Raw genomic sequence first — 20967 nt, forward strand, 5'->3', positions numbered from 1 at the left:
GACACGCGCCGCGCGCCTCGCTATCGCGGGGCCATGGCCGACCCCCGGATCATCGCTGTGGAACTCGACGAGCGCTCGCTCGGCTGGCGCTCGGCCGATGTCGAGCAGGAGCGCCGGATCGCGATCTTCGACCTGATCGAAGGCAATTATTTCGCGCCGCAGCGTCCGCAGGCGGACGGGTATGCCGGCCCCTACCGGATCAAGCTGGAATCGGAGGAGGGCCGCCTCGGCATTCATATGTACCGCGAGGACGGCACGCATATCGAGACGCTGGTGCTCGCGCTCGGTCGCTTCCGCCGGCCGATCAAGGACTATTTCGCGATCTGCGACAGCTATTACCAGGCGATTCGCGCGTCGACCCCACAACAGATCGAGACCGTCGACATGGCCCGCCGCGGCATCCACAACGAGGCGGCCGAACTCCTGCGCGAACGCCTCGCGGGCAAGATCGACGTCGATTTCGACACTGCGCGGCGACTGTTCACGCTGATCTGCGTGCTGCACATCCGTTGATGGACGCCCGCTAATGTACGGTCTGTGGAAAACCGCCTGCGTGCTTGCCGCGATCGGCCTGCTCGCGATCATCGGCTGGCATTATGCCACCGGATGGCACCCCGCGGCGAAGGACTATCCGCTCCAGGGCATCGACCTCGGCGAGGCGCCGGGACCGGTCGAATGGGGCACGGTGCGCGCTCGCGGCGCCGACTTCGCCTATATCGTCGCGACGTCGGGCACCGACCGCCGCGATCCCGCCTTCGAGGGCAATTGGGCAGCACTTCCCGAGGCCGGGCTTCGGCGGGGTGCGGTGCATGTCTTCTCGCTTTGCCAGCGCGCGGACGAGCAGGCCAATGCCTTCAACACCTTCGTCCCGCAGGCCGGCGACGCCCTGCCCGCCGCGGTCGATATCGCGTTCCACGCCGACTGCACCGCCCGTCCCGATCGCGCCGTGCTGATCGAGGAACTCGCGCGATTCGTCACGATGGTCGAGACGCACACCCGCAAGCCCGTGCTGTTGCGGATCACGAAGCCGGTGGAGTCGACCTATCGCCTGTCGGAAGCGCTCGCCCGCCCGGTCTGGTCGGTGGCCAATGTCTTCGTGCCGCACTATGCCGCCCGGCCTTGGCGGATGTGGCGCGCGAGCGACTTCCGCCGTATCGACGGAATCGAAGGACCGGTGAATTGGGACGTGGTGGCACCATGAACGAAGCGACGACACTCGTGGCCGCGGCCCGCCGGGCTGCGGAGAACGCGCACGCACCCTATTCACGCTTCGCGGTCGGCGCCGCGGTCCTGCTCAGCGATGGCAGCATCGTGACGGGTGCCAATGTCGAGAACGCGTCCTATGGCCTGTCCCTGTGCGCGGAAACCGTCGCGATCGCCACCGCGAGCGCGGCAGGGCGCCTGCGCGACGTCGTCGCAATCGGCGTGATCGGCGGCGCGATGGATGCCGATGGCCGGGCGAGCGGTACGACGCCGGTCAGCCCCTGCGGCCGGTGCCGCCAGGTGCTGAACGAGGCTGCACAGCTGGCGGGTATCGACCTGCCCGTTCATTGCGGTGCGGCCGACGGCGACGCGATCCGGAGCTATCGGTTGTCCACGTTGCTACCCGACGCGTTCGGGCCGGCCGATCTGGGGATTGACTGACCACCCCCCGTCGGCGACGTCGTGACCGGGACGGACGGGCACATCCCACCAGAACCGCGGTGCCGCCCCGGGAGCCAGCCATCGTGTCCGACGCAGCCGATCCCATTGCCCGAGCCGATCGATCCGGTGTCCTTCCCGTCCTGATCGCCGCTGCGGTTCTGCGCGTGCTCTGGATGTACGGCGCGCAGGGGCTTGCACCGGTCGGCCCCGAAGAGGCCGGCGAAGCGACACGCGTGGCCATCAGCGTCTCGCTCGGCAAGGGCCTTGCCGACGCGTTTCCCGGCCTCGGCCCGACCGCGCACATGCTGCCGTTGCCACCGCTGGTCGCGGGCGGGGTGATCCACCTGTTCGGTGGCGCCGGGGCACCGGCCGCCGTCGCGCTCACGGTCTGGGCGCTCGTGCAGGTTGGTGTCGGATATCTGCTTCTCGACCGGCTGTTCCGTACCATTGACATGGCGCCCGAGACGCGGCGGGCGGGACTGGCTCTGCTGTGCCTGGTGCCGGTCTTCGCGCCCGAAGAGACGATCAGCTTCCGCTACTGGGAGGGCGCGCTCGCCGTCTGTATAGGGACCGCAGCATTGGCCTTCCTCTTCCATCTTCGGCGCCGCGCTACCATCCGCCCGCGTGATCTGATCGTGGCCGCTGCCATTCTCTCCGCTGGCGCCTTTGTGAGCCCGGCGGTCGGCCTCGCCTCGGGCATATGCTGGGCTCTGTTCGCGCTGACCCGGCTGTCGCCACGCGAGATACTCCTGTTTGCGACGGCGACCGTGCTTGCCACCGCGCTCTGGGCGGTGCCGTGGACCATACGCAACATCGCGGTCCTCGATGCACCGATCGTCGTTCGCAGCAATTTTGGGCTGGAACTCGCCATCGGCAATCACGCGGCGGCGGTTGCGCCCGCCGATCCCGCCGTCACGTTCAGGGACCGCCTTCAGGCCGTCCATCCCTATCACGGGCTGACACCCTATCGTCGTGCCAGGACGATGGGCGAGGTCGGCTATGCCAAGGCCGTCGGTCGAGCGGCGGAGACCTGGATCGCCGCGAACCCTGTTGCCTTCCTGACATTGTGCGGTCGGCATTATCGGCAGTTCTTCCTCCCCGAGCCCTGGCAGTTCGCCTTCAGCCAGAGCGACGTGCTGCCCGTGGCCCGTTCAGTCCTCATGCGACTCGTTGCCGTCGCCGGGATCGTCTCACTGATGCTGGGGATATGGCGTCGGCGGTTCGGTTATCGGACGCTCGCGGTGTATCTGGCCGTGGTCGGGATGCCCTACGCCCTCGTCCAGCCGGTCCCGCGCTACAGCTATCTGATCTATGGCCTGTTCTGCTACCTGGCGGCGGACCTGATCACCAATGCCAGGCGCCGGGTCCCGCCGCCCGGGGACCGGCCCGTGGAGCGCGCCTGCGCATAGTCCCTTGCCCCGCCACCGCATCCGCGCGAAAGCACGCCGCGAAGGGGAGCCACCATGTCCGTCCTGTCCGACCGCTGGATCCGCGAGCGCGCGCTTGCCGATCGCATGATCGAGCCGTTCCACGAGGCCCAGCGCCGCGACGGCTGCATCAGCTACGGCCTGTCCTCCTATGGCTATGACGCACGCGTCGCCGACGAGTTCAAGATCTTCACCAACGTCGACAGCGCGATCGTCGACCCGAAGGATTTCGCGGCGAACAGCTTCGTCGATCGCAAGACCGACGTCTGCATCATCCCGCCGAACAGCTTCGCGCTCGCGCGCACGGTCGAGTATTTCCGCGTGCCGCGCGACGTGCTGGTGATCTGTCTCGGCAAGTCGACCTATGCGCGCTGCGGGATCATCGTCAACGTGACGCCGCTCGAACCCGAATGGGAGGGCCATGTCACGCTGGAATTCTCGAACACCACGCCGCTGCCCGCCAAGATCTACGCGAACGAGGGCGCCTGCCAGTTCCTGTTCCTGCAGGGCAACGAGCCGTGCGAAGTCAGCTATGCCGACCGGGCGGGCAAATATATGGGCCAGCGCGGCGTGACGTTGCCGCGCCTCTAAACCGAAGGCCCGGCGCCGCGCGCAATCGCTGCGGCGCTACTGGTTTACCGCATGACGCGGTATGGGCACGGAGAGCGGGTCGCAGGCGCGACCCGGCCCCCTAGCGATCGCGGATCAGCGCGTCGCAATCTGCGGCGCGAACCGTGCGAGGGCGCGCTCCGCGAGCGCATGCGACGACACCACCGCGCCCGACGGTGTATCCAGCGCTACCGCCGGCTTGTCGAGGACCGCGGCGTAGAGCGCCTTGGCCTGCGCGTCGCGCCCGGTCTGTCGATACACGGCGGCGAGGTTCAGCATCAGCTCGGGACGATCGGGGAAGATGCGCCGCTCGGCGACGATCCGCTGCTCCGCCGCGGGCATGTTGCCGGCCGCGATCTGCGTATAGCCGGTACGTTCGGCTGCCAGTGCGGGCGTCGCCGCGCCGGCGAGGGTGAGCACGATCAGGGAAAATCCACGCATGTCCGGTCTCCTCACGACCTTCCTGATCGGAAGGTTTCACTTTTGTGACACTGGTGTGTCACTTCCGTGACTGTCATGCAAGGGGCCGTGTGTAAGGGAATCTACGCACAACGAAAAAGGGCGGCCCCGAAGGACCGCCCTTGATCATTCGACAGTGTCGCGGACCTAGAAGTCGTTGCGATACTGCTCGTTGCCGATGAAGCCGAGCTTGGTGATCGCGGAGCGCTTCACCACTGCGAGCGTCCGGTCCACGACCTCGTACCGCGCCTGCGGATCGGGCTGGAAGTGGAGCTCTGGCTCGGGGTTCATCCCGGCGCTCTGGTCGAGATACTGACGCAAGGTCACCTCATCGACCGGCGAACCGTTCCACGAAACCACGCCGGCCGGATCGATCGAGATCTTGTTCTTCTGCGGATCGACCGGGTTCTGCGGCTGGTTCTTGCTGTTGACCGGAAGATCGACCTTCACCGCGTGCGTCTGAATCGGGATCGTGATGATGAACATGATGAGGAGAACGAGCAGGACGTCGATCAACGGCGTCATGTTCATTTCCATCATCGGGCCGTCGTCTTCTTTGCCGCCGCTCATTGCCATCTAATGCTACTCCTAAATACGTCCCGAGCGCTTAACCGCGGTCGGTGGTGCCGCCGGGGGGCGGCTCGGAGATGAAGCCGACGCGGGCGAAGCCGGCGCGCTGCATCGTATAGATCGTGCCGCCGATGCACTTGTACGGCGTGTTCACGTCGCCGCGGATATGCGCCTCGGGCAGTTCCAGACCGGCGGCATTCGGACCACCCTGACGATCGATCTCGGCCTTCAGCTTGGCCACGGCCCGGTCGAGCAGCTCGGTCGAGGTGACCGGGCTCATGCCCCAATACACCGCGCAGCTGCCGTCCGCATTCGTCGTCACCGACAGCGAGACGTTCTCGGGCTTGGTCGTCGTCGGATCGAACTTGACCTCGGGCAGCTTGAGCTGGACCGCCTGGACGGCGACGGTCGTCGTCACCAGGAAGATGATCAGGAGCACGAGCATGACGTCGACCAGCGGCGTCGTATTGATGTCCGATATCGATTTCTCGGTGGAATCGCCACCAACACTCATCGCCATGTGCGAACTATCCTATTCTTGTAATCGCCACCGGAACCGCCGGTGGAAAGGAAGCGGGGCCGCCGACAGCAGCCCCGCCTTCTCGTCTTAGTTGGCGCGCGGCACGCCACCGGTCTGACCGGCGGTCGCGGTGGTCGTCGCGGGCTTGCCCGGGACCGGCTTGGCAGCCGTCGCGCCGACCGGACGCACGGCGCCGTTCGAAGCGAGGAAGCCGAGCACGTCGTTCGAGAAGGACGACAGGTCCTCGGCGATCGACTTGTTGCGACGCTGCAGCCAGTTGTACGACAGCACCGCGGGAACCGCGACGACGAGGCCGAGTGCGGTCATGATCAGTGCTTCACCGACCGGCCCTGCGACCTTGTCGATCGATGCCTGGCCCGACGCGCCGATCTTCACGAGCGCGCGGTAGATGCCGATAACCGTACCGAACAGACCGATGAACGGCGACACCGAACCGACCGTCGCGAGGAAGGCGAGACCGCCACCCAGCTTCGAGTTGATCGCGGCTTCCGAACGCGCCAGCGAACCGTGCAGCCAGTCATGCGCCTCGACCGGATCGGTCAGCTTGGCGTGCTGGTCCTGGGCGGCCAGGCCGTCGTCGACGATCTGCTTGTAGGCCGAGTTCTTCTCGAGCTTGGCCGAGCCCTCGCGCAGCGAGTTCGACTGCCAGAAGCCCTGGCGAACGCGCTTGGCCTGGTTGATCAGCTTCTGCTGCTCGAACAGCTTCGAGAACAGGATGTAGAACGACACGACCGACATCAGCACCAGGATGGCGAACACGGACTGCGAGATGAGGCCGCCTTCGCGAAGTGCAGCCTGCAGGCCGTACGGGTTGTCGCCGGGGGCGGCGGCACCCGCCGCTGCAAGGATAGTGGTGATCATGATGGGTTTGTCCTCTGACTAGTCAATTTCGTTCGTAATGAAGATTCGAATTGCGATTACTGCGGCGGCATCCGCCACGTCACGCGCCTCGAAGACGACGACCGGATCGGGTTGCCCGACTGGTCCAGCGCTGGCGAATAGCGTCCGCGCCGCGTGATCGCCGCACAGGCCGCACGATCGAGCGCCGAAGAACCGCTGGACTGGGTAACCCGGCAATTCTCGACACGGCCAGCCGTGTTGATGTCCCAGGCGATCGCGGTCGTACCCTCTTCCTGGGCACGCAGCGAGCTCGGCGGATAATCGTCCGTCGAAACCCATTCCGCCGGGTTGCCCTTGGCACCGGCTGCCTTGTTCACCACCGGCGCAGGCGGCGCTGGTGCGACCGCTGGCGAAGGCGGCGCAGGCGGCGCGGTCGGCTGGCTCAGCGGAATGATCGACGTCGTCGTCACCGCGGGTGCAGGAGACGGCGTTACGACCAAGGGCGGCGGCACGACGACCGTGGTCGGCGGCGGCGGCAGGTTTGGCTGGTCAGGCGGCGGCGGCGGGGGCTCGTCGGGCGGAGGCGGCGGCGGCGGCGGCTCCACGTCGAACGTATTAAGCTTTTCTTGGGCCTTTTTCACGTACTGGTACGCGAGGCCGGTGACGAAAGCATAGCCCAAGGCCGCATGAATCAGCGCGACGATAACGATCGCGACGATTTTGCCTCCGGACATCTTCTGGTCAACATAGGCCATTCAGAAACGACACTCCCTCAATCTGCCTGTCCCGGACGCGGCTCGGCGTCGAAGGCGCAGAACACAAAAACGTCTTCCGTGGGCCGGAATATCCACGGGGCAGCGTGCAAGTCCTATCGCCACGCCTTGCGACACGCAAACGCTTTGTCGGACGCAACAAACGTACAAGCGCATGATGACGGGATTATTTCTGTTTCGTTCATGCAGGATGGCTTACCGAAGGGACATGATCGCCCTTCACCATACCACCATCGCGCTGGTAGCGCTCGCACTGTCCACGCTGCCGGCGGTGGCGCAAGTCCCGCCGCAAACTGGGATTTCCGCGCCGTCGGCCCCCGCGATCGCCGCGGGGCTCGCCTATGCCGACCTGACCGACCTGGTGCTCGCGGCCCCGATCATCGCCGATGCCACGGTCCGGTCGGTGAGCCGGATCAAGGGGGCCGAGGCCGCGGGCGTCGGGCCCAGCGACGCGCGCCTCTACGTCGAAGTCGACGTGACGTCGCTGATCCGCGGGGCGCAGGGCCTGCCGCCACGAATCGGATATGTGCTCGACGTGGCGCTCGATGCGCGGGGCAAAGTGCCCAACCTGAAGAAGTCCCGCATCCTCCTCCTCGCCCGCCCCGTTCCCGGTGCGATCAACCAGGTCCAGCTTGTCGCGCGCGACGCGCAGCTGCCCTGGACGCCCGATACCGATTCGCAGCTGCGCACGATCGCCCGCGACGTGCTGGCGGCCGACGCGCCGCCGGTTATCACGGGGGTCGGTAACGCCTTCCATGTGCCCGGCGCGCTGCCCGGCGAAGGCGAGACGCAGGTGTTCCTGACCACCGCCGACCAGCGTCCGGTGTCGCTCTCGGTACTCCGCCGCCCCGGCGAGCAGCCGCGCTGGGCGGTCGCGCTGAGCGAGATCGTCGACGAAGCGGCGGGACCGCCGGCGCGCGATACGCTGCTGTGGTACCGCCTCGCCTGCGCGTTGCCCGCGACGCTGCCGCCGCAGAGCACTGCCGCGCTGGAAGCGGCGGACGCCACTGTCGCGCAGGAGGATTATCGCTTCGTCATGGGTGCGCTGGGCGAGTGCGGGCGGACCCGCCGCTGACGCCTCTTCGGTTACCCTGACGCCCCCTCCTCCCGTCATCCTGAGCCCTGGATCCGGATCAAACCCGCGATGACGGTTGGGTAACGTCCAGGATCTGCCCGGTCGTCGATCGCGCGTTTTCGAGGTACGCAACCGCGGCCTCGACGTCGTGCGCATCCGCCCCGACGCCGGGCACGACTGCGTTGACCCGCATCGCGGGCGCGCGCTCGATCGCGAGCGGGGCGATCGCTGCACGCGCCAGCGCCATCTCCAGCGGCGCGCGGGGCGCGATCACCAGCACGATCGACTCACCAGTCGCGCCCCGCACGCAGGCAGCCAGGTCCTCCGTCGCTGCGAGGTCGATCCTCACCGCCGGTGCCGAACGAGCGTCACCCCGATCGACTCCCCAGCCTCCGCGATTGCCAGCTTGACGATCTTCACCGTTACCTTGAGCACGCGCGCATCCTGCAGGAACAGGGTTTCGCAGATATGGTCCGCGACCGCCTCGATCAGCGTGAAGTGCACGCCCGGCGGCAGCGCGTCGGTGGCTGCGTGCTTCAGCTCCATATAGTTCTTCGACGCCGACAGCGGCGTGTCGGGGGCGAAATGCGGCGGACAGGCCAGATCGACGGTCAGCGAGATACGCAGCGGCTGCGGCAGGTGCGTCTCCTCCGAATAGATGCCGGTCAGGACCGGCACTTCGATGTCGTGCACCTCGAGCTGAAGACTGTCTTCCATGCTCGCGCCTCTAGGATCACGGGAGCGTGACGGCAATCCACTTGGGTAATCCACTTGCGTTCGCGCACCCGACCGGTAAAGCGCGCGGCCTTCGGCGTCGCAGCGCAAGGCGCAGCCGCGATCGTACGAGCGGGAAGAGTGCCGATGATCACGATCGTACGTCTGGATAGCGTCGCCCCCGCCGCCGTGGAAGCGCTGCTCGACCGCGCGTTCGAACCCGGTCGCCACCGTCGCACCGCCTATATCGTGCGTGGCGACGGGCATGCGATCCCGACACTCAGCTTCGCCGCGATGCTGGACGGTGCGCTGGTCGGCAGCATCCAGTGCTGGCCGGTGGCGCTCGTCGCCAGCGACGACATCGTCCATCCGGTCGTGATGGTGGGCCCCGTCGCGGTCGATCCGGCGCACCAGATGCACGGTATCGGCCGCATGCTGATGACCGCGGCACTGGACGCGGCGGCTGCGCACGGGCTTGACGACGCCATGATGCTGATCGGCGACCCCGAATATTACGGCCGATTCTTCGGCTTCACGGCTGAGCGTACAGCCGGCTGGGTACTGCCCGGTCCGGTCGAGCGCCACCGCCTGCTCGCGCGCGGTGCGGCGGTGCCCGCCATCGCCGGCACGCTCGGTCCGCGGATCGCCGCGCCCGCCTGAAGGCTTTACGCGGGCAGCCGCCTTTACGGCGGAGATCGCCGGGCCTACCTCGCACGCATGCCCATGGATCCCCTGCCCGACCTCGCCTCGCTCAGCCTCGCCGATATCGCCCGACTGGCCGCCGACGCCAAATTGCCGCCGGTCGCCAGCTGGAACCCGACGCATTGCGGCGACAGCGAGATGCGGATCGCGCGCGACGGCACCTGGTATCACCAGGGGACGCCGATCGGTCGTGAGACGATGGTGCGGCTGTTCTCGACGATCCTGCGGCGCGAGCCCGACGGCGGCTATGTGCTCGTCACTCCCGTCGAAAAGCTCGACATCGCCGTCGAGGACGCGCCGTTCGTCGCGGTCGAGATGAAGGCCGAGGGTGAAGGGCGCGATGCGAGCCTCGCCTTCCGGCTCAACACCGGCGACCTCGTCACCGCCGGCCCCGCGCACCCGCTGCGCTTCGCCGAGGATGCCGACGGCCCCCGCCCCTATCTGATGGTCCGCGGCGGAATGGAGGCGCTGATCGCGCGCCCGATCTATTACGAGCTTGCCGAACGCGCGATCGACGGGGGCGAGACCCCGCCCGGAATCTGGAGCGACGGCGATTTCTTCGCGCTGGAGCCCGCGGCGTGAGTCTCGCCGAACGGCTGGCGACAGCGCTGGCCCGCGACATCGATCCGGGCCTCGTGACGCTTGGCGACCGCGAGGACGCGCCGGGTGAGGCGCTCCACGAGGCCGCCGTGCTCGTCGCGATCACCGACCGCGCCGCGCCCGGCATCATTCTGACCAAGCGGACCGAGACGCTGCGCCGGCATGCGGGACAGATCGCGTTCCCCGGCGGTCGCGTCGATCCGGGCGAGGACGCCGTCGCCGCGGCGTTGCGCGAGGCGGAGGAAGAGGTCGCCTTGCCCAGCCATGCCGTCACCGTGGTCGGTGCAGTCGAGCGCTATCGCACCGTCACCGGCTATCACGTCACCCCGGTGATCGGCGTCGTCCCTCCCGACCTGACGCTGCATCCGAGCGAAGCCGAGGTCGCCAGCGTCTTCGAAGTGCCGATCGCCTTCCTGTTCGACCCCGTCAACCAGGTCCGCGCGAGCGCGGCATGGCAGGGAGGCACACGCCATTTCTACGAGATCACCTGGCAGGACCGCCGCATCTGGGGCGCGACCGCTGCGATGATCGTCAACCTCTCGCACCGACTGGCCGGGCTGTGACGGTGCTCCCCGACGCGTCCTGGCGGCACCGCCCCGGGCTCGACCGGCTGGCAGCCGCGCTTGGCGCGGACGACGGTGCCGCGCGCTTCGTCGGCGGCGCGGTGCGCGACACGTTGCTGGGCCTCGAGGTCGCGGATATCGACATCGCCACCTCGCATGCGCCGACCGAGGTCATCGCCCGGCTGGAAGACGCCCGGATCAAGGCGATCCCGACGGGGCTCGCGCACGGTACCATCACCGCGATCGTCGACGGAGCACCGGTCGAGGTGACGACGCTGCGCCGTGACGTGACCACCGACGGCCGCCACGCCGTCGTCGCTTATACCGACGACTGGCGCGAGGACGCCGCGCGCCGCGACTTCACGATGAACGCGCTCTACGCGGATCCCGCGACCGGCGAGATCTTCGACTATTTCGGGGGCCTCGACGACCTCGACGCCCGGCACGTCCGCTTCATCGGCGACCCGCTGCAGCGTATCGCCGAGGACCATTTGCGCATCCTGCGGTTCTTCCGCTTTCACGCCAGGTTCGGTGCGGAGATCGACGCCGCCGGCCTGTCCGCCTGCACCGCGCGCGCCAACGACCTGATGGCGCTGTCGCGCGAACGGATCGCGAGCGAAGTCCTGAAGCTGCTCGTGACCACGGGCGCGGTTACGGTCGTCCGGCTGATGGTCGAGCACGGTATTTTTCGCGCGGTCCTGCCCGAGATCGACGCTGCGGGCGCCGACCGCCTAGGCGCGCTGGCGGAGCGCGAACGCGCTGCGGACGTGGCACCCGATCCGATCCGCCGGCTCGCCGCGGTGATCCCGGGGGCCGACGCCGAATCGGTCGGCGCCAGGCTGAAACTCTCCAATGCCGACCGCAAACGACTGATCGCCGCGACCGCCGGCCCCGGGTCGGAAGGCCCGCGCGCGCTGGCGTACCGGGCAGGTCCCGTCGGCGCGACCGACCGCCTGTTGCTGTCGGGGGCAGACATCGCGCCGATCCGCGACTGGTCGCCGCCGGCGTTGCCGATCAACGGCGGCGCACTCGTCGCGCGCGGCTTGCGCAAGGGACCCGACGTGGCGGCGATGCTGCGCCGGATCGAGACCCAGTGGATCGCCGAGGACTTTCCCGACGCGGCACGGCTGTCCGCGATCGCGGACGCCTGGGTGGTGGAAGCGCTCGCCTGACCGCGGTCCGCCGCGCGGCGGGGTTCAGGTAGACTGGGTTCAGGACGGCGGGGCCGCGAACCCCAGCATCGCGAACGCCGCGTCCGCCGCCAGCGGTCGTGCGAAGAAATAGCCCTGGCCATAGGTGCATCCGAGCGCCGCGAGCGTCTGCGCCAGCTCGTTGGTCTCTACGCCTTCGGCAGTGGTCTTCATGCCCAGCGCCTGCGCCAGGCTGAGGATCGCGCGGACGATCGAGACCTTGTCGCGGTCCGCCAGCATCTCGGTCACGAAGCTGCGATCGATCTTGAGCACGTCGATCGGCAGCTTCTGCAGATAGGCGAGGTTCGAATACCCCGTGCCGAAATCGTCCATCGCCAGCGTCGTGCCGAGCGATTTGAGCGCGTGCATCGCGCCCGCAATGCGGTCGGGATCGCTGACGATCGCGCTCTCGGTCAGCTCCAGCGTGAAGCGATGCCCGCTCAACCCGGTGGCCGCGAGCGCTGCCGCGACGACCGGCGCGATGTCGTCGCGCTGCAACTGGATCGCCGACAGGTTCACCGCGACCTTGACGCCGCAATTGCCGCCCGCCGCCAGATCCCACGCCGCCAGCGTCCGTGCCGCCTCCTCGATCGCCCAGCGGCCGAGCGGGACGATCAGTCCGGATTCCTCGGCGACCGGGATGAAGTCGTTCGGCGCATATTCGCGGCCATCCTCGTCGGTCCAGCGCGCCAGCGCCTCGAACGACGTCACCCGGCCGGTCGCCAGGTCACAGATCGGTTGATAGGTCAGGTGCAGCCGGCGATTCTCGATCGCGCGACGCAGGGCGGTCTCCATCGCGAACGCGTCGCGCGCGATCGTGAAATCCTGCGTCAGGTAGGATTCGGACCGGCCGCTGACCTTGGCGCGCTTCACCGCGAACTGCGCGTGGCGGACGAGCTCGGCGCCCTCGCCCGGCTCGTCGGCGCCGTAGGCGATGCCCACCGAACATTCGACGCTGATCTCGTAGGTCGTGAGCCGGAACGGCGTCGCCAGCGTCTGGCGGATCCGGCGGGCCAGCTGGTGCGCCTCGTCCCGGTTGTCGTCGATCGCCATGAGGATGCCGAACTGGTCGCCGCCCAGCCGCGCCAACGTGTCGCGCGCGCGGAGCGCACCCTTGATCCGCCGCGCGACCGTGATCAGCAGTTCGTCGCCGGCCAGGCTGCCGAGGCAGGCGTTGAGCCGACCGAACCGATCCAGGTCGATCGCCAGCACCGCGACGTTATCGCGATCGGCCTCGCGTTCGAGAATGTCCTCGAAACCCTCGCGATTCGGCAGCCCGGTCAGGCTGTCGGTCGTCATCTCGCGCTGCATGCTGCGTTCGGTATGGACGCGAGAGGTCTGGTCGACGAACATCACCATGCAGCGGTCGTGGACCGCGACCGACGAGCGCGCGATCGTCACGCGGTAATAGCGGCAGTCGACGACCTCGCCGATCGTCCATTCGAACTCGGTGCGAACCTGACCCGCGTCGAGGAACGTCGTGATCCGATCGCCCAGCGCCGCCAGCATCGGCGACCGTTCCGAAACCACGCCGAACCCGGCCAGCCGATAGGCGCGGTTCGTCGCGTACACCGATAGCGCGCCATCCTGGCGGCACACCTGGACCGCTGGGATCGGTACCAATTCGAGCGCGCGCGTAACCAGCTCTACCGAAACGATTTCGGTCGGTTCTACATGGGGCGCGGTCGATGCCATGCGACCCGCCTAGTCCAGTCTTCGTTAAGACGTTCTGAAGGACGCAAGTTCGTTACAAAAACAAATAAAACCGTTTTATCCAAAACGATTATCGCGGGGGAACCCGGTTGGGGGCATTCGACCCGCCGCACCGCGTGCAGCCCGCCACGGACCCAGGTCGGATTCGGTCCGCACGCGCCCCGTCCCGCCGCCCATCGGCCAGCTCAATCCGGTCGAGAATTCGAACGTGATAGCGTCCGCCAGTCCGCCGTCGCGGTAGCGCTGCATCTGCAGCCCCTGCCCGCGCGTCATCTCGACCAGTTCGGCGAGCGGGAACACCAGCATCTTTCGGTTGTCGCCGATCGCCGCGACGTAATCGTCGGTCGCCGCGATCGGGCGCACCAGCTTCAGCGTCTCGCCGGGCCGCGGCGTCATCACCGTCTTCCCCTTGCGCGTCTCGGCGACGACGTCCGCGGCAGTCACCACGAAACCACGGCCGTCGGTTGCCGCGACCATCAGCTTGGCCTGCTTGTTCGCGGGCAGCAGCGCGACGATGCCGACGCTGCCGTCGAGGTCGATCATCGCGCGCACCGGCTCACCGAACCCGCGTCCGCCTGGCAGCTTGTCCGAGGCGAGCGTGTAGAAGCGCCCGTTCTCCGCCGCGAGCAGCAGCTTGTCGGTGGTCTGCGCATGGAAGGCAAAGGCGGGGCCGTCGCCTTCCTTGAACTTCAGCGCCTCGGGGCTCGCCAGATCGTTGTGCCCGCGCATCGCCCGGATCCAGCCGCGCTGCGACAGGATCACGGTGATCGGCTCGCGCTCGATCATCGCCTCGAGCGGGATGTCGCGCGTCGGCGCGGCTTCCTCGATCGTCGTGCGGCGCTTGCCGAGCGGCGTCTCGTGCCCATAGCGGTCGCGTACCTTGGTCAGGTCGCGCTTCATCCGATTCTGCTGCTTGCGCGGCGAATCGAGCAAGGCGGCGAGGTCGGCGCGCTCCTTGTCGAGCTTGTCGCGCTCGGTCTTGATCTCGAACTCTTCCAGCCGCCTGAGCGAACGCAACCGCATGTTGAGGATCGCCTCCGCCTGACGATCGGTCAGATTGAATTCGGCGATCATCACCTTCTTGGGCTCATCCTCGGTGCGGATGATCTCGATCACGCGGTCGAGGTTGAGATAGGCGACGAGATAGCCGTCGAGCAGCTCGATCCGGTCGGCGATCTTCTCCAGCCGGTGCTGCGTCCGCCGTGTCAGCACGACGAACTGATGCTCGACCCACGCCGACAGCGCCTCGCGCAAGGACATCACCCGCGGCGTGCGATCCTTGTCGAGCACGTTGAGGTTGAGGCTCACGCGCGTCTCGAGGTCGGTCAGCCGGAACAGCCCGTCCATCAGCACCTGGGCATCGACGGTGCGGCTGCGCGGTTCGAGAACGATGCGCACCTCGGCGTCCGATTCGTCGCGGACGTCGGCGAGGATCGGCAGCCGCTTGGCGTTGATCAGCTCGGCGATCTGCTCGATCAGCTTGCCCTTCTGGATCCCGTACGGGATTTCGGAAATGACGACCTGCCAGCCGCCGCCCTTCTCGCGCTCGATCGTCCAGCGCGCGCGGACGCGGAAGCCCCCGCGGCCGGTCGCATAGGATTCGCGCATCACGGCGGGCGGATCGACGACCAGACCGCCGGTCGGGAAGTCCGGTCCCTTCACGTGCTCGAGGATCATCGCATCATCGGCATCCGGCCGGTCGACCAGCATGATCGCGGCGTCGAGCAGCTCGGCGGCGTTGTGAGGCGGGATGCTCGTCGCCATCCCGACCGCGATCCCCGCGGCGCCGTTCGCGAGCAGGTTGGGGAACAGCCCCGGGAACAGCTCGGGCTCTTCCTCCTCGCCGTTATAGGTCGGTCGGAGGTTGACCGCGTTCTCGTCGAGTCCGTCCATCAGGTCGACCGCGACCTGCGTCAGCCGGGCTTCGGTGTAGCGATAGGCGGCGGCGTTATCGCCGTCGATGTTGCCGAAATTGCCCTGCCCGTCGACCAGCGGATAACGCATCGCGAACGACTGCGCCAAGCGCACCATCGCGTCGTAGACCGACTGGTCGCCATGCGGATGATATTTGCCGATCACGTCGCCGACGACGCGCGCGCACTTCTTGTACCCCTGGGCGGGATCGAGCTTCAGCAGCCGCATCGCCCAGAGCAGGCGGCGATGCACGGGTTTCAGCCCGTCGCGCACGTCGGGCAACGACCGCGCGGTGATCGTCGACAGGGCGTAGACGAGATACCGCTCGCTGAGTGCGCTGTCGAACGGGGCGTCGACGATGCTGTCGAACGGGTCTTTGAAGTCGCTGGTCATTGCGGGTGACGCTAGCATCCGCGCCGCCCGCGATCAAAGCCCGCACGAGACGAATGCCCCCTTTCTGTTCCGTCTGGCGCGGAATGTCCCGCCGACGCTGTAGCAATCGCGCCCCGTTCCGCTCTACGAACGGCGGATGCTCACCGCCCTCGCCACCCTGCTTCTCGCACCCGCTGCCGCCCTGCTGACATGGGATGACCTCACCACGCGCCCCAAGCCCAGGGCGGACGCGACGATCGCCTATGGTTCGGACCAGATGCAGAAGGTCGATGTCTGGCTGCCGAAGGGCAAGGGCCCGTTCCCGGTCGTGGTGATGGTCCATGGCGGCTGCTGGACGACCGGCATCGCCGACCGCAGCCTGATGAACTGGGTCGCCGACGATCTGCGGAAAGACGGGATCGCGGTGTGGAACATCGATTATCGCGGGGTCGACCGGACCGGCGGCGGCTATCCGGGAACCTTCGCAGATGCCGGCAAGGCCGCCGACCAACTCGCGGTGAACGCACGCAAATATCATCTCGATACGCGCAAGGTCGTCGCGATCGGCCATTCCGCCGGCGGGCATCTCGCGCTGTGGCTCGCCGCCCGGCCGCGGATCGCGCCGACGAGCCCGCTGCGCGTCGCGTATCCGCTGCGGATCGCGCATGTGATCAGCCTGGGCGGCCTGCCCGACCTCGAGGCGACTGCCGCGAGCCCCGACAATGGCTGCGGCACCGATGTGGTCGCGGCACTGGTCGGCAAGCCCGCCCCCGGACGCACCGACGTCTATGCCGACACCTCGGTCCCGCGACTGCTGCCACTCAAGATCCCGCAGGAACTGGTCAACGGCCACGAGGACACGATCATCCCGTTCCGCATGGCCACCGACTATGGCTCCAAGGCCAGGGCAGCGGGCGACACCGCGACGCTCCACACCGTGCCCGCCACCGGCCATGTCGAGCTGGTCGCACCCGAAACGCCTGCCTGGGCCGAGGCCAAGCGTCTTATCCGGGACGCGTTCAAGTGACCCGCGACGACGCCCGCGCGCTCGACGCGCGCGATCCGTTGGCGGCGTACCGCGACCGGTTCACGCTACCCGCGGATACGCTCTACCTCGACGGCAATTCGCTCGGCGCGCTGCCCGCGCACGTTCCCGCCGCGCTCGCCAATGCTGCCACCCGGCAATGGGGCGACCGGCTGATCCGCAGCTGGAACGAAGGCTGGTTCGACGCCCCCGAACGGATCGGCGCGCGCATCGCGCCGCTGATCGGCGCCGCGCCGGACGAGGTCATCGTCGGCGATTCGACCTCGATCCACCTGTTCAAGCTGATCGTCGCCGCACTCCGCCTCGACCCGGCGCGCCGCACGGTGGTGAGCGAGGCCGGCAACTTTCCCACCGACCTGCATGTCGCCGAGGGGGCGGTCACCTGCGTGCCCGGCGCGCGCCTGCGTGTCGTCGCCCGCGAGGACCTGGCCGACGCGCTCGACGACGACACCGCGCTGCTGTTGCTGACTCACGTCCACTACAAGACCGCCGCGCGCTTCGACATGCCGGCCTGGACCGCGCGCGCACACGCGGCGGGGGCGCTCATGCTCTGGGACCTGAGCCACAGCGTCGGGGCGGTCGCCATCGATCTCGCCGACGCCGATCTCGCGGTGGGGAGCACGTATAAATATCTCAACGGCGGACCCGGCGCGCCCGCGTTCGTCTTCGTTGCGAAGCGCTGGCAGGATTGCCTCGACAACACGCTCTCGGGCTGGATGGGCCATGCCGCGCCGTTCGCGTTCGAGGACGGCTATCGCCCTGCGCCGGGAATGGCCCGCTGGCGCACCGGCACGCCGGGGATCCTGTCGATGGCTGCGCTCGACGCCGCGCTCGATGTCTGGGACGGCGTCGACATGACCGCGGTCGCGGCCAAGAGCGCGGCGCTGTTCGAGATCCTCGCCCGTGCGGGCACCGCGCTCGGCCTCGAATGCGTCACGCCGCGCGATCCCGCGGCGCGCGGCAGCCATATCAGCTTCCGTCACCGGGATGCCTATGCCCTCACGCAGGCGTTGATCGCGCGCGGCGTCATCGGCGATTTCCGCGATCCCGACATTCTCCGCCTCGGCCTGACCCCGCTGTATCTCAGCCACGAGGACGTCTGGCGCGCGGGTGACATCCTGCGCGAGACGATCGAGACCGCGGCGTGGCAGGATCCGGCGTTCGCGACCCGCAACGCCGTCACCTGATCGACGTGCGCCCCTAGCGCGCGTAGCAGCTGTTCATGGCAGCCAGCCGCGACGGGCCGTCGGCATGGTTCGCATCGCCCGGAAATGCCCGCATCGACGCGCCCAGGGCCGATAGTTCGGCGCTGGTCAGCCAGCCCTGGATCTTGCCCTGCTGCACCGCCCAGCAATCCGCCGCGGCTTCGCCCGGGCCGAAGATCTGGTGGGCGCATTCATGCGTGTACCAGAAGAGTTGCTGTGCACGGGGGAGGTTTAGGACGCGGGGGTGGAGGATGATGCGTCCGGTGTACGCGGCGGCGATATCGTTGATCGGCTGGATCATCGTATCGACCGGCCCGCACGTCGCGCGGTAGCCGGCGAGCAGCAGCGCGCCGGGGAGGATCAGCCGCTGCGCAGCGGCAGGCTGGGGCACCAGGGCGAGCAGCGACGCCGCAGCGGCGACGAGACAATTTTTGAACATGGGGATCCTGGCCCCGCGAGACGCAGGGACGAGCAAGAGCGGAACTGGGAGGGCAGCCGCGCTCACCCGGCGAAACGAGCGTTTCGCCGGCGGTCGCAGGTCGCGTTATCGGTAGAGGGGGCGCCTGGGCTCAGACGCCATCACGGCCGCCTCAGGGATCGAACGGGATAGGACCCGGGATCAGGCCGCCCGTACGGGACGCCGTCATGTGGGGGAACGACGCGCCGGCCGTCCGAACGCGCTGACGCGTCCGGTGCCCGGCGTCCGAAAGATTCGGTCGCATAGAGTGTCTCCGCCGATGTCCGTTAAGTGTCGTCACCCGTTCTCTCGCCGGCAGCGGATTTTGGGGTGTGTCCGAACTCTTCGGTCTGGTGCGACTTTGCGCATCCATGAGGGCGGGGTGGTGGCGATCAGATCGCGCAACCTGCCTAACCTATGTTGGTCGTACGGTATAAACGGCGTTAGCTTCGAAACGATCCATCGCGCGACAAACAAAATGTTGATGATTATTTGCGGGCGTCGGTTTTGTACAAATACTTCAACTATAGCCGAAACATTGACCTCGACGGCAATGCGGCGGAGCGGAGGCGAAGACTTGCGATATTCCCTCTGAAGATTCCGCGGAAATCTTTCGCGCCTCCGGATCATTCATGGCGCGATCACCCTCAGCCGAGCGTCATCCGCGATCCGGCGACACCACTGCCGCCTCCGTTACGGCATGGTGCGGCGCACCCGCCGATTGCACCCCCCGCCCCCTTCGCCTATAGGCCGCGCCTATCCCGGCCCCGGCTCCGCGAACCGTTCGTGGGTGCCGGGGCCGCTCATTTTCAGGGGACCCGCTTATGGCTCGCCGCCGCCAGATCTACGAGGGCAAGGCCAAGATCCTCTATGAGGGCCCCGAACCCGGCACGCTCATCCAGTATTTCAAGGATGATGCCACCGCGTTCAACGCCCAGAAGAAGGGCACGATCAACGGCAAGGGGGTGCTGAACAACCGCATCTCCGAGCACATCTTCACGCTGCTCGACCATATCGGCGTGCCGACGCACTTCATCCGCCGCCTCAACATGCGCGAGCAGTTGATCCGCCAGGTCGAGATCGTCCCGATCGAAGTCGTCGTCCGCAACGTCGCCGCCGGCTCGCTGTCGACGCGCCTCGGGATCGAGGAAGGCACCAAGCTGCCGCGCACGATCATCGAATATTACTACAAGGACGATGCGCTCGGCGATCCGATGATCTCCGACGAGCATATCGCGGCGTTCGGCTGGGCCAGCCAGGAGGAGATGCACGACATCGCCGACCTGGCGATCCGCGTGAACGACTTCCTGTCCGGCCTGTTCGCCGGCGTCGGCATCCGCCTGATCGACTTCAAGCTCGAGTTCGGCCGGATCTTCGACAACGACTATGGCCGCATCATCCTCGCGGACGAGATTTCCCCCGACGGCTGCCGGCTGTGGGACATGGAAACCAACGAGAAGATGGACAAGGACCGCTTCCGTCGCGATCTCGGCGGCGAAGTCGAAGCCTATCAAGAGGTTGCACGCCGTCTTGGACTGTTGCCCGAAGGTGGCGACAATTCGGTGCTCGACCTCGAAAAGCATCGCAAGAACCGGGGCAAGTAAATGAAACTCAAGGTTTACGTGACGCTGAAGCCCGGCGTGCTCGACCCCCAGGGCCGCGCGATCCACCACGCGCTCGGTTCGCTCGGCTTCGACGGCGTCCAGGACGTCCGCCAGGGCAAACTGATCGAGCTCGAGGTCGCCGACGACACCGACGACGCGGCGATCGAGTCGATGTGCCGCAAGCTGCTCGCCAACACCGTGATCGAGAATTACCGGATCGAGCGCGCATGAAGACCGCGGTCGTCGTCTTCCCGGGATCGAACTGCGATCGCGACATCGCCGTCGCCCTGGAATCCGTCACCGGCGTCAAGCCGGTGATGGTGTGGCACGGCGAGACCGTCCTGCCCGACACCATCGACCTGGTCGCGGTCCCGGGCGGGTTCTCGTACGGCGATTACCTGCGCTCGGGCGCGATCGCGGCGCGATCGCCGATCATGCGCGCGGTGGTCGACGCGGCGGGCAAGGGTGTGCGCGTGCTCGGGATCTGCAACGGCTTTCAGGTGCTGACCGAGGCCGGGCTGCTGCCGGGCGCGCTGATGCGCAACCAGGGGCTGAACTTCGTCTGCCGCGACGTCGCGCTGACCGTCGGGACCGCGCAGTCGGCCTTTACCTCGCGCTACACGCCAGACGAGCGGATCGTCGTTCCGGTCGCGCATCACGACGGCAATTACTTCGCGGACGAAGCCACACTCGATCGCCTCGAGGGCGAGGGCCGCGTCGCGTTCCGCTACGCCGATCCGGTCAACGGGTCGGCGCGCAATATCGCCGGGCTTCTCAACGAGGCCGGCAACGTGCTCGGCATGATGCCGCATCCCGAACGCCGTATCGAGGCCGCGCATGGCGGCACCGACGGGCGCCGTCTTTTCGAAGGCCTGCTGGAAACCGTCGGGGCGTAATATCCCGAAACCAACGGGGCAAAATTGCTGCCCTCACCCTTCCCACGGCCAAGT

At 67.5% G+C, this 20967-nt stretch carries 25 protein-coding genes; 15 read left to right on the forward strand and 10 right to left on the reverse strand.

Going from position 1 to position 20967, the window contains the following annotated elements:
- Window positions 1–33 precede the first annotated feature (33 nt).
- From FSB78_RS06885 to dcd, 5 genes are all read left to right on the forward strand, one after another.
- Window positions 34–513, forward strand: a complete 480-nt coding sequence (locus tag FSB78_RS06885) for a UPF0262 family protein (protein ID WP_147081228.1) — start codon at window positions 34–36, stop codon at window positions 511–513.
- Window positions 514–526: 13 nt separating this feature from the next.
- Window positions 527–1201 carry a GH25 family lysozyme gene (locus tag FSB78_RS06890; RefSeq protein WP_147081230.1) on the forward strand — a complete coding sequence of 225 codons (675 nt, stop codon included), beginning with the start codon at window positions 527–529 and terminating at the stop codon, window positions 1199–1201.
- Window positions 1198–1644, forward strand: coding sequence for a cytidine deaminase (locus FSB78_RS06895; protein ID WP_147081232.1), 447 nt, complete (start codon window positions 1198–1200; stop codon window positions 1642–1644). Before FSB78_RS06890 ends, FSB78_RS06895 begins: the two co-directional genes overlap by 4 nt.
- Before the next feature lie 83 nt (window positions 1645–1727).
- Window positions 1728–3053, forward strand: coding sequence for a hypothetical protein (locus FSB78_RS06900; protein ID WP_147081234.1), 1326 nt, complete (start codon window positions 1728–1730; stop codon window positions 3051–3053).
- 54 nt (window positions 3054–3107) lie between these two features.
- Window positions 3108–3662 carry a dCTP deaminase gene (gene dcd / locus FSB78_RS06905; protein ID WP_147081236.1) on the forward strand — a complete coding sequence of 185 codons (555 nt, stop codon included), beginning with the start codon at window positions 3108–3110 and terminating at the stop codon, window positions 3660–3662.
- 114 nt (window positions 3663–3776) lie between these two features.
- Here the strand turns inward: dcd and FSB78_RS06910 are convergent, their stop codons facing one another.
- From FSB78_RS06910 to FSB78_RS06930, 5 genes are all read right to left on the reverse strand, one after another.
- Window positions 3777–4121, reverse strand: coding sequence for a tetratricopeptide repeat protein (locus tag FSB78_RS06910; RefSeq protein WP_147081238.1), 345 nt, complete (start codon window positions 4119–4121; stop codon window positions 3777–3779).
- A gap of 165 nt (window positions 4122–4286) precedes the next feature.
- Window positions 4287–4715: an ExbD/TolR family protein gene (locus FSB78_RS06915; protein ID WP_199743129.1), complete on the reverse strand. Its 429-nt coding sequence runs from the start codon at window positions 4713–4715 to the stop codon at window positions 4287–4289.
- A gap of 31 nt (window positions 4716–4746) precedes the next feature.
- Window positions 4747–5229, reverse strand: coding sequence for an ExbD/TolR family protein (locus FSB78_RS06920; RefSeq protein ID WP_147081240.1), 483 nt, complete (start codon window positions 5227–5229; stop codon window positions 4747–4749).
- An 87-nt stretch (window positions 5230–5316) separates the two neighbouring features.
- The gene (locus FSB78_RS06925) at window positions 5317–6111 is read right to left on the reverse strand and encodes a MotA/TolQ/ExbB proton channel family protein (RefSeq protein ID WP_147081242.1); all 795 of its coding nucleotides are present in this window, start codon (window positions 6109–6111) and stop codon (window positions 5317–5319) included.
- Window positions 6112–6167: 56 nt separating this feature from the next.
- Window positions 6168–6845, reverse strand: coding sequence for an energy transducer TonB (locus tag FSB78_RS06930; protein ID WP_147081245.1), 678 nt, complete (start codon window positions 6843–6845; stop codon window positions 6168–6170).
- 226 nt (window positions 6846–7071) lie between these two features.
- Between FSB78_RS06930 and FSB78_RS06935 the strand changes: the two genes are divergently transcribed.
- Window positions 7072–7938: a hypothetical protein gene (locus FSB78_RS06935; RefSeq protein WP_242008096.1), complete on the forward strand. Its 867-nt coding sequence runs from the start codon at window positions 7072–7074 to the stop codon at window positions 7936–7938.
- Window positions 7939–7996: 58 nt separating this feature from the next.
- Here FSB78_RS06935 and FSB78_RS06940 read toward each other — a convergent pair whose 3' ends face one another.
- Both FSB78_RS06940 and FSB78_RS06945 read right to left on the reverse strand, forming a co-directional pair.
- The gene (locus FSB78_RS06940) at window positions 7997–8287 is read right to left on the reverse strand and encodes a Rossmann fold domain-containing protein (RefSeq protein WP_147081247.1); all 291 of its coding nucleotides are present in this window, start codon (window positions 8285–8287) and stop codon (window positions 7997–7999) included.
- A complete protein-coding gene (locus FSB78_RS06945; RefSeq protein WP_147081249.1) occupies window positions 8284–8655 on the reverse strand; it encodes a dihydroneopterin aldolase in 372 nt (123 codons plus the stop codon). The genes FSB78_RS06940 and FSB78_RS06945 overlap by 4 nt, the downstream gene beginning before the upstream one ends.
- Window positions 8656–8799: 144 nt before the next feature.
- Here FSB78_RS06945 and FSB78_RS06950 point away from each other — a divergent pair, with 144 nt between their 5' ends.
- From FSB78_RS06950 to FSB78_RS06965, 4 genes are read left to right on the forward strand one after another with little or no spacing between them, the layout of a single operon-like run.
- Complete coding sequence (locus FSB78_RS06950; RefSeq protein ID WP_147081252.1) at window positions 8800–9312, forward strand: GNAT family N-acetyltransferase; 513 nt, start codon at window positions 8800–8802, stop codon at window positions 9310–9312.
- A 57-nt stretch (window positions 9313–9369) separates the two neighbouring features.
- A complete protein-coding gene (locus tag FSB78_RS06955; RefSeq protein ID WP_147081254.1) occupies window positions 9370–9936 on the forward strand; it encodes a DUF1285 domain-containing protein in 567 nt (188 codons plus the stop codon).
- Complete coding sequence (locus FSB78_RS06960; RefSeq protein ID WP_147081256.1) at window positions 9933–10517, forward strand: CoA pyrophosphatase; 585 nt, start codon at window positions 9933–9935, stop codon at window positions 10515–10517. The genes FSB78_RS06955 and FSB78_RS06960 overlap by 4 nt, the downstream gene beginning before the upstream one ends.
- Window positions 10514–11689, forward strand: coding sequence for a CCA tRNA nucleotidyltransferase (locus tag FSB78_RS06965; RefSeq protein ID WP_422396681.1), 1176 nt, complete (start codon window positions 10514–10516; stop codon window positions 11687–11689). The genes FSB78_RS06960 and FSB78_RS06965 overlap by 4 nt, the downstream gene beginning before the upstream one ends.
- Before the next feature lie 39 nt (window positions 11690–11728).
- On the opposite strand, the gene FSB78_RS06970 is transcribed toward FSB78_RS06965, so the two are convergent.
- Both FSB78_RS06970 and parC read right to left on the reverse strand, forming a co-directional pair.
- Window positions 11729–13402, reverse strand: a complete 1674-nt coding sequence (locus tag FSB78_RS06970) for a putative bifunctional diguanylate cyclase/phosphodiesterase (protein WP_147081260.1) — start codon at window positions 13400–13402, stop codon at window positions 11729–11731.
- 75 nt (window positions 13403–13477) lie between these two features.
- Entirely contained in the window at window positions 13478–15727 is a 2250-nt protein-coding gene (gene parC / locus FSB78_RS06975) for a DNA topoisomerase IV subunit A (protein WP_147081262.1), read from the reverse strand.
- Between the two features lie 136 nt (window positions 15728–15863).
- Between parC and FSB78_RS06980 the strand changes: the two genes are divergently transcribed.
- Together FSB78_RS06980 and kynU are read left to right on the forward strand one after the other, a co-directional pair.
- Window positions 15864–16733: an alpha/beta hydrolase gene (locus FSB78_RS06980; protein ID WP_147081264.1), complete on the forward strand. Its 870-nt coding sequence runs from the start codon at window positions 15864–15866 to the stop codon at window positions 16731–16733.
- Window positions 16730–17938, forward strand: a complete 1209-nt coding sequence (kynU, locus tag FSB78_RS06985; RefSeq protein ID WP_147081266.1) for a kynureninase — start codon at window positions 16730–16732, stop codon at window positions 17936–17938. The genes FSB78_RS06980 and kynU overlap by 4 nt, the downstream gene beginning before the upstream one ends.
- 13 nt (window positions 17939–17951) lie before the next feature.
- On the opposite strand, the gene FSB78_RS06990 is transcribed toward kynU, so the two are convergent.
- Window positions 17952–18395 carry a hypothetical protein gene (locus FSB78_RS06990; RefSeq protein WP_147081268.1) on the reverse strand — a complete coding sequence of 148 codons (444 nt, stop codon included), beginning with the start codon at window positions 18393–18395 and terminating at the stop codon, window positions 17952–17954.
- 842 nt (window positions 18396–19237) lie between these two features.
- On the opposite strand from FSB78_RS06990, the gene purC reads away from it, so the two are divergent.
- The 3 genes from purC to purQ are packed head-to-tail and all read left to right on the forward strand — an operon-like array spanning window position 19238 to window position 20913.
- Window positions 19238–20017 (forward strand): phosphoribosylaminoimidazolesuccinocarboxamide synthase, encoded by a 780-nt coding sequence (purC, locus tag FSB78_RS06995; RefSeq protein WP_147081270.1) that lies wholly within the window; start codon window positions 19238–19240, stop codon window positions 20015–20017.
- Window positions 20018–20248 carry a phosphoribosylformylglycinamidine synthase subunit PurS gene (purS, locus tag FSB78_RS07000; RefSeq protein WP_147081271.1) on the forward strand — a complete coding sequence of 77 codons (231 nt, stop codon included), beginning with the start codon at window positions 20018–20020 and terminating at the stop codon, window positions 20246–20248.
- Window positions 20245–20913 carry a phosphoribosylformylglycinamidine synthase subunit PurQ gene (gene purQ / locus FSB78_RS07005; RefSeq protein ID WP_147081273.1) on the forward strand — a complete coding sequence of 223 codons (669 nt, stop codon included), beginning with the start codon at window positions 20245–20247 and terminating at the stop codon, window positions 20911–20913. The genes purS and purQ overlap by 4 nt, the downstream gene beginning before the upstream one ends.
- The last annotated feature ends 54 nt before the right edge of the window (window positions 20914–20967 follow it).

This window comes from Sphingomonas ginsenosidivorax (assembly GCF_007995065.1).
GTDB lineage: Bacteria > Pseudomonadota > Alphaproteobacteria > Sphingomonadales > Sphingomonadaceae > Sphingomonas > Sphingomonas ginsenosidivorax.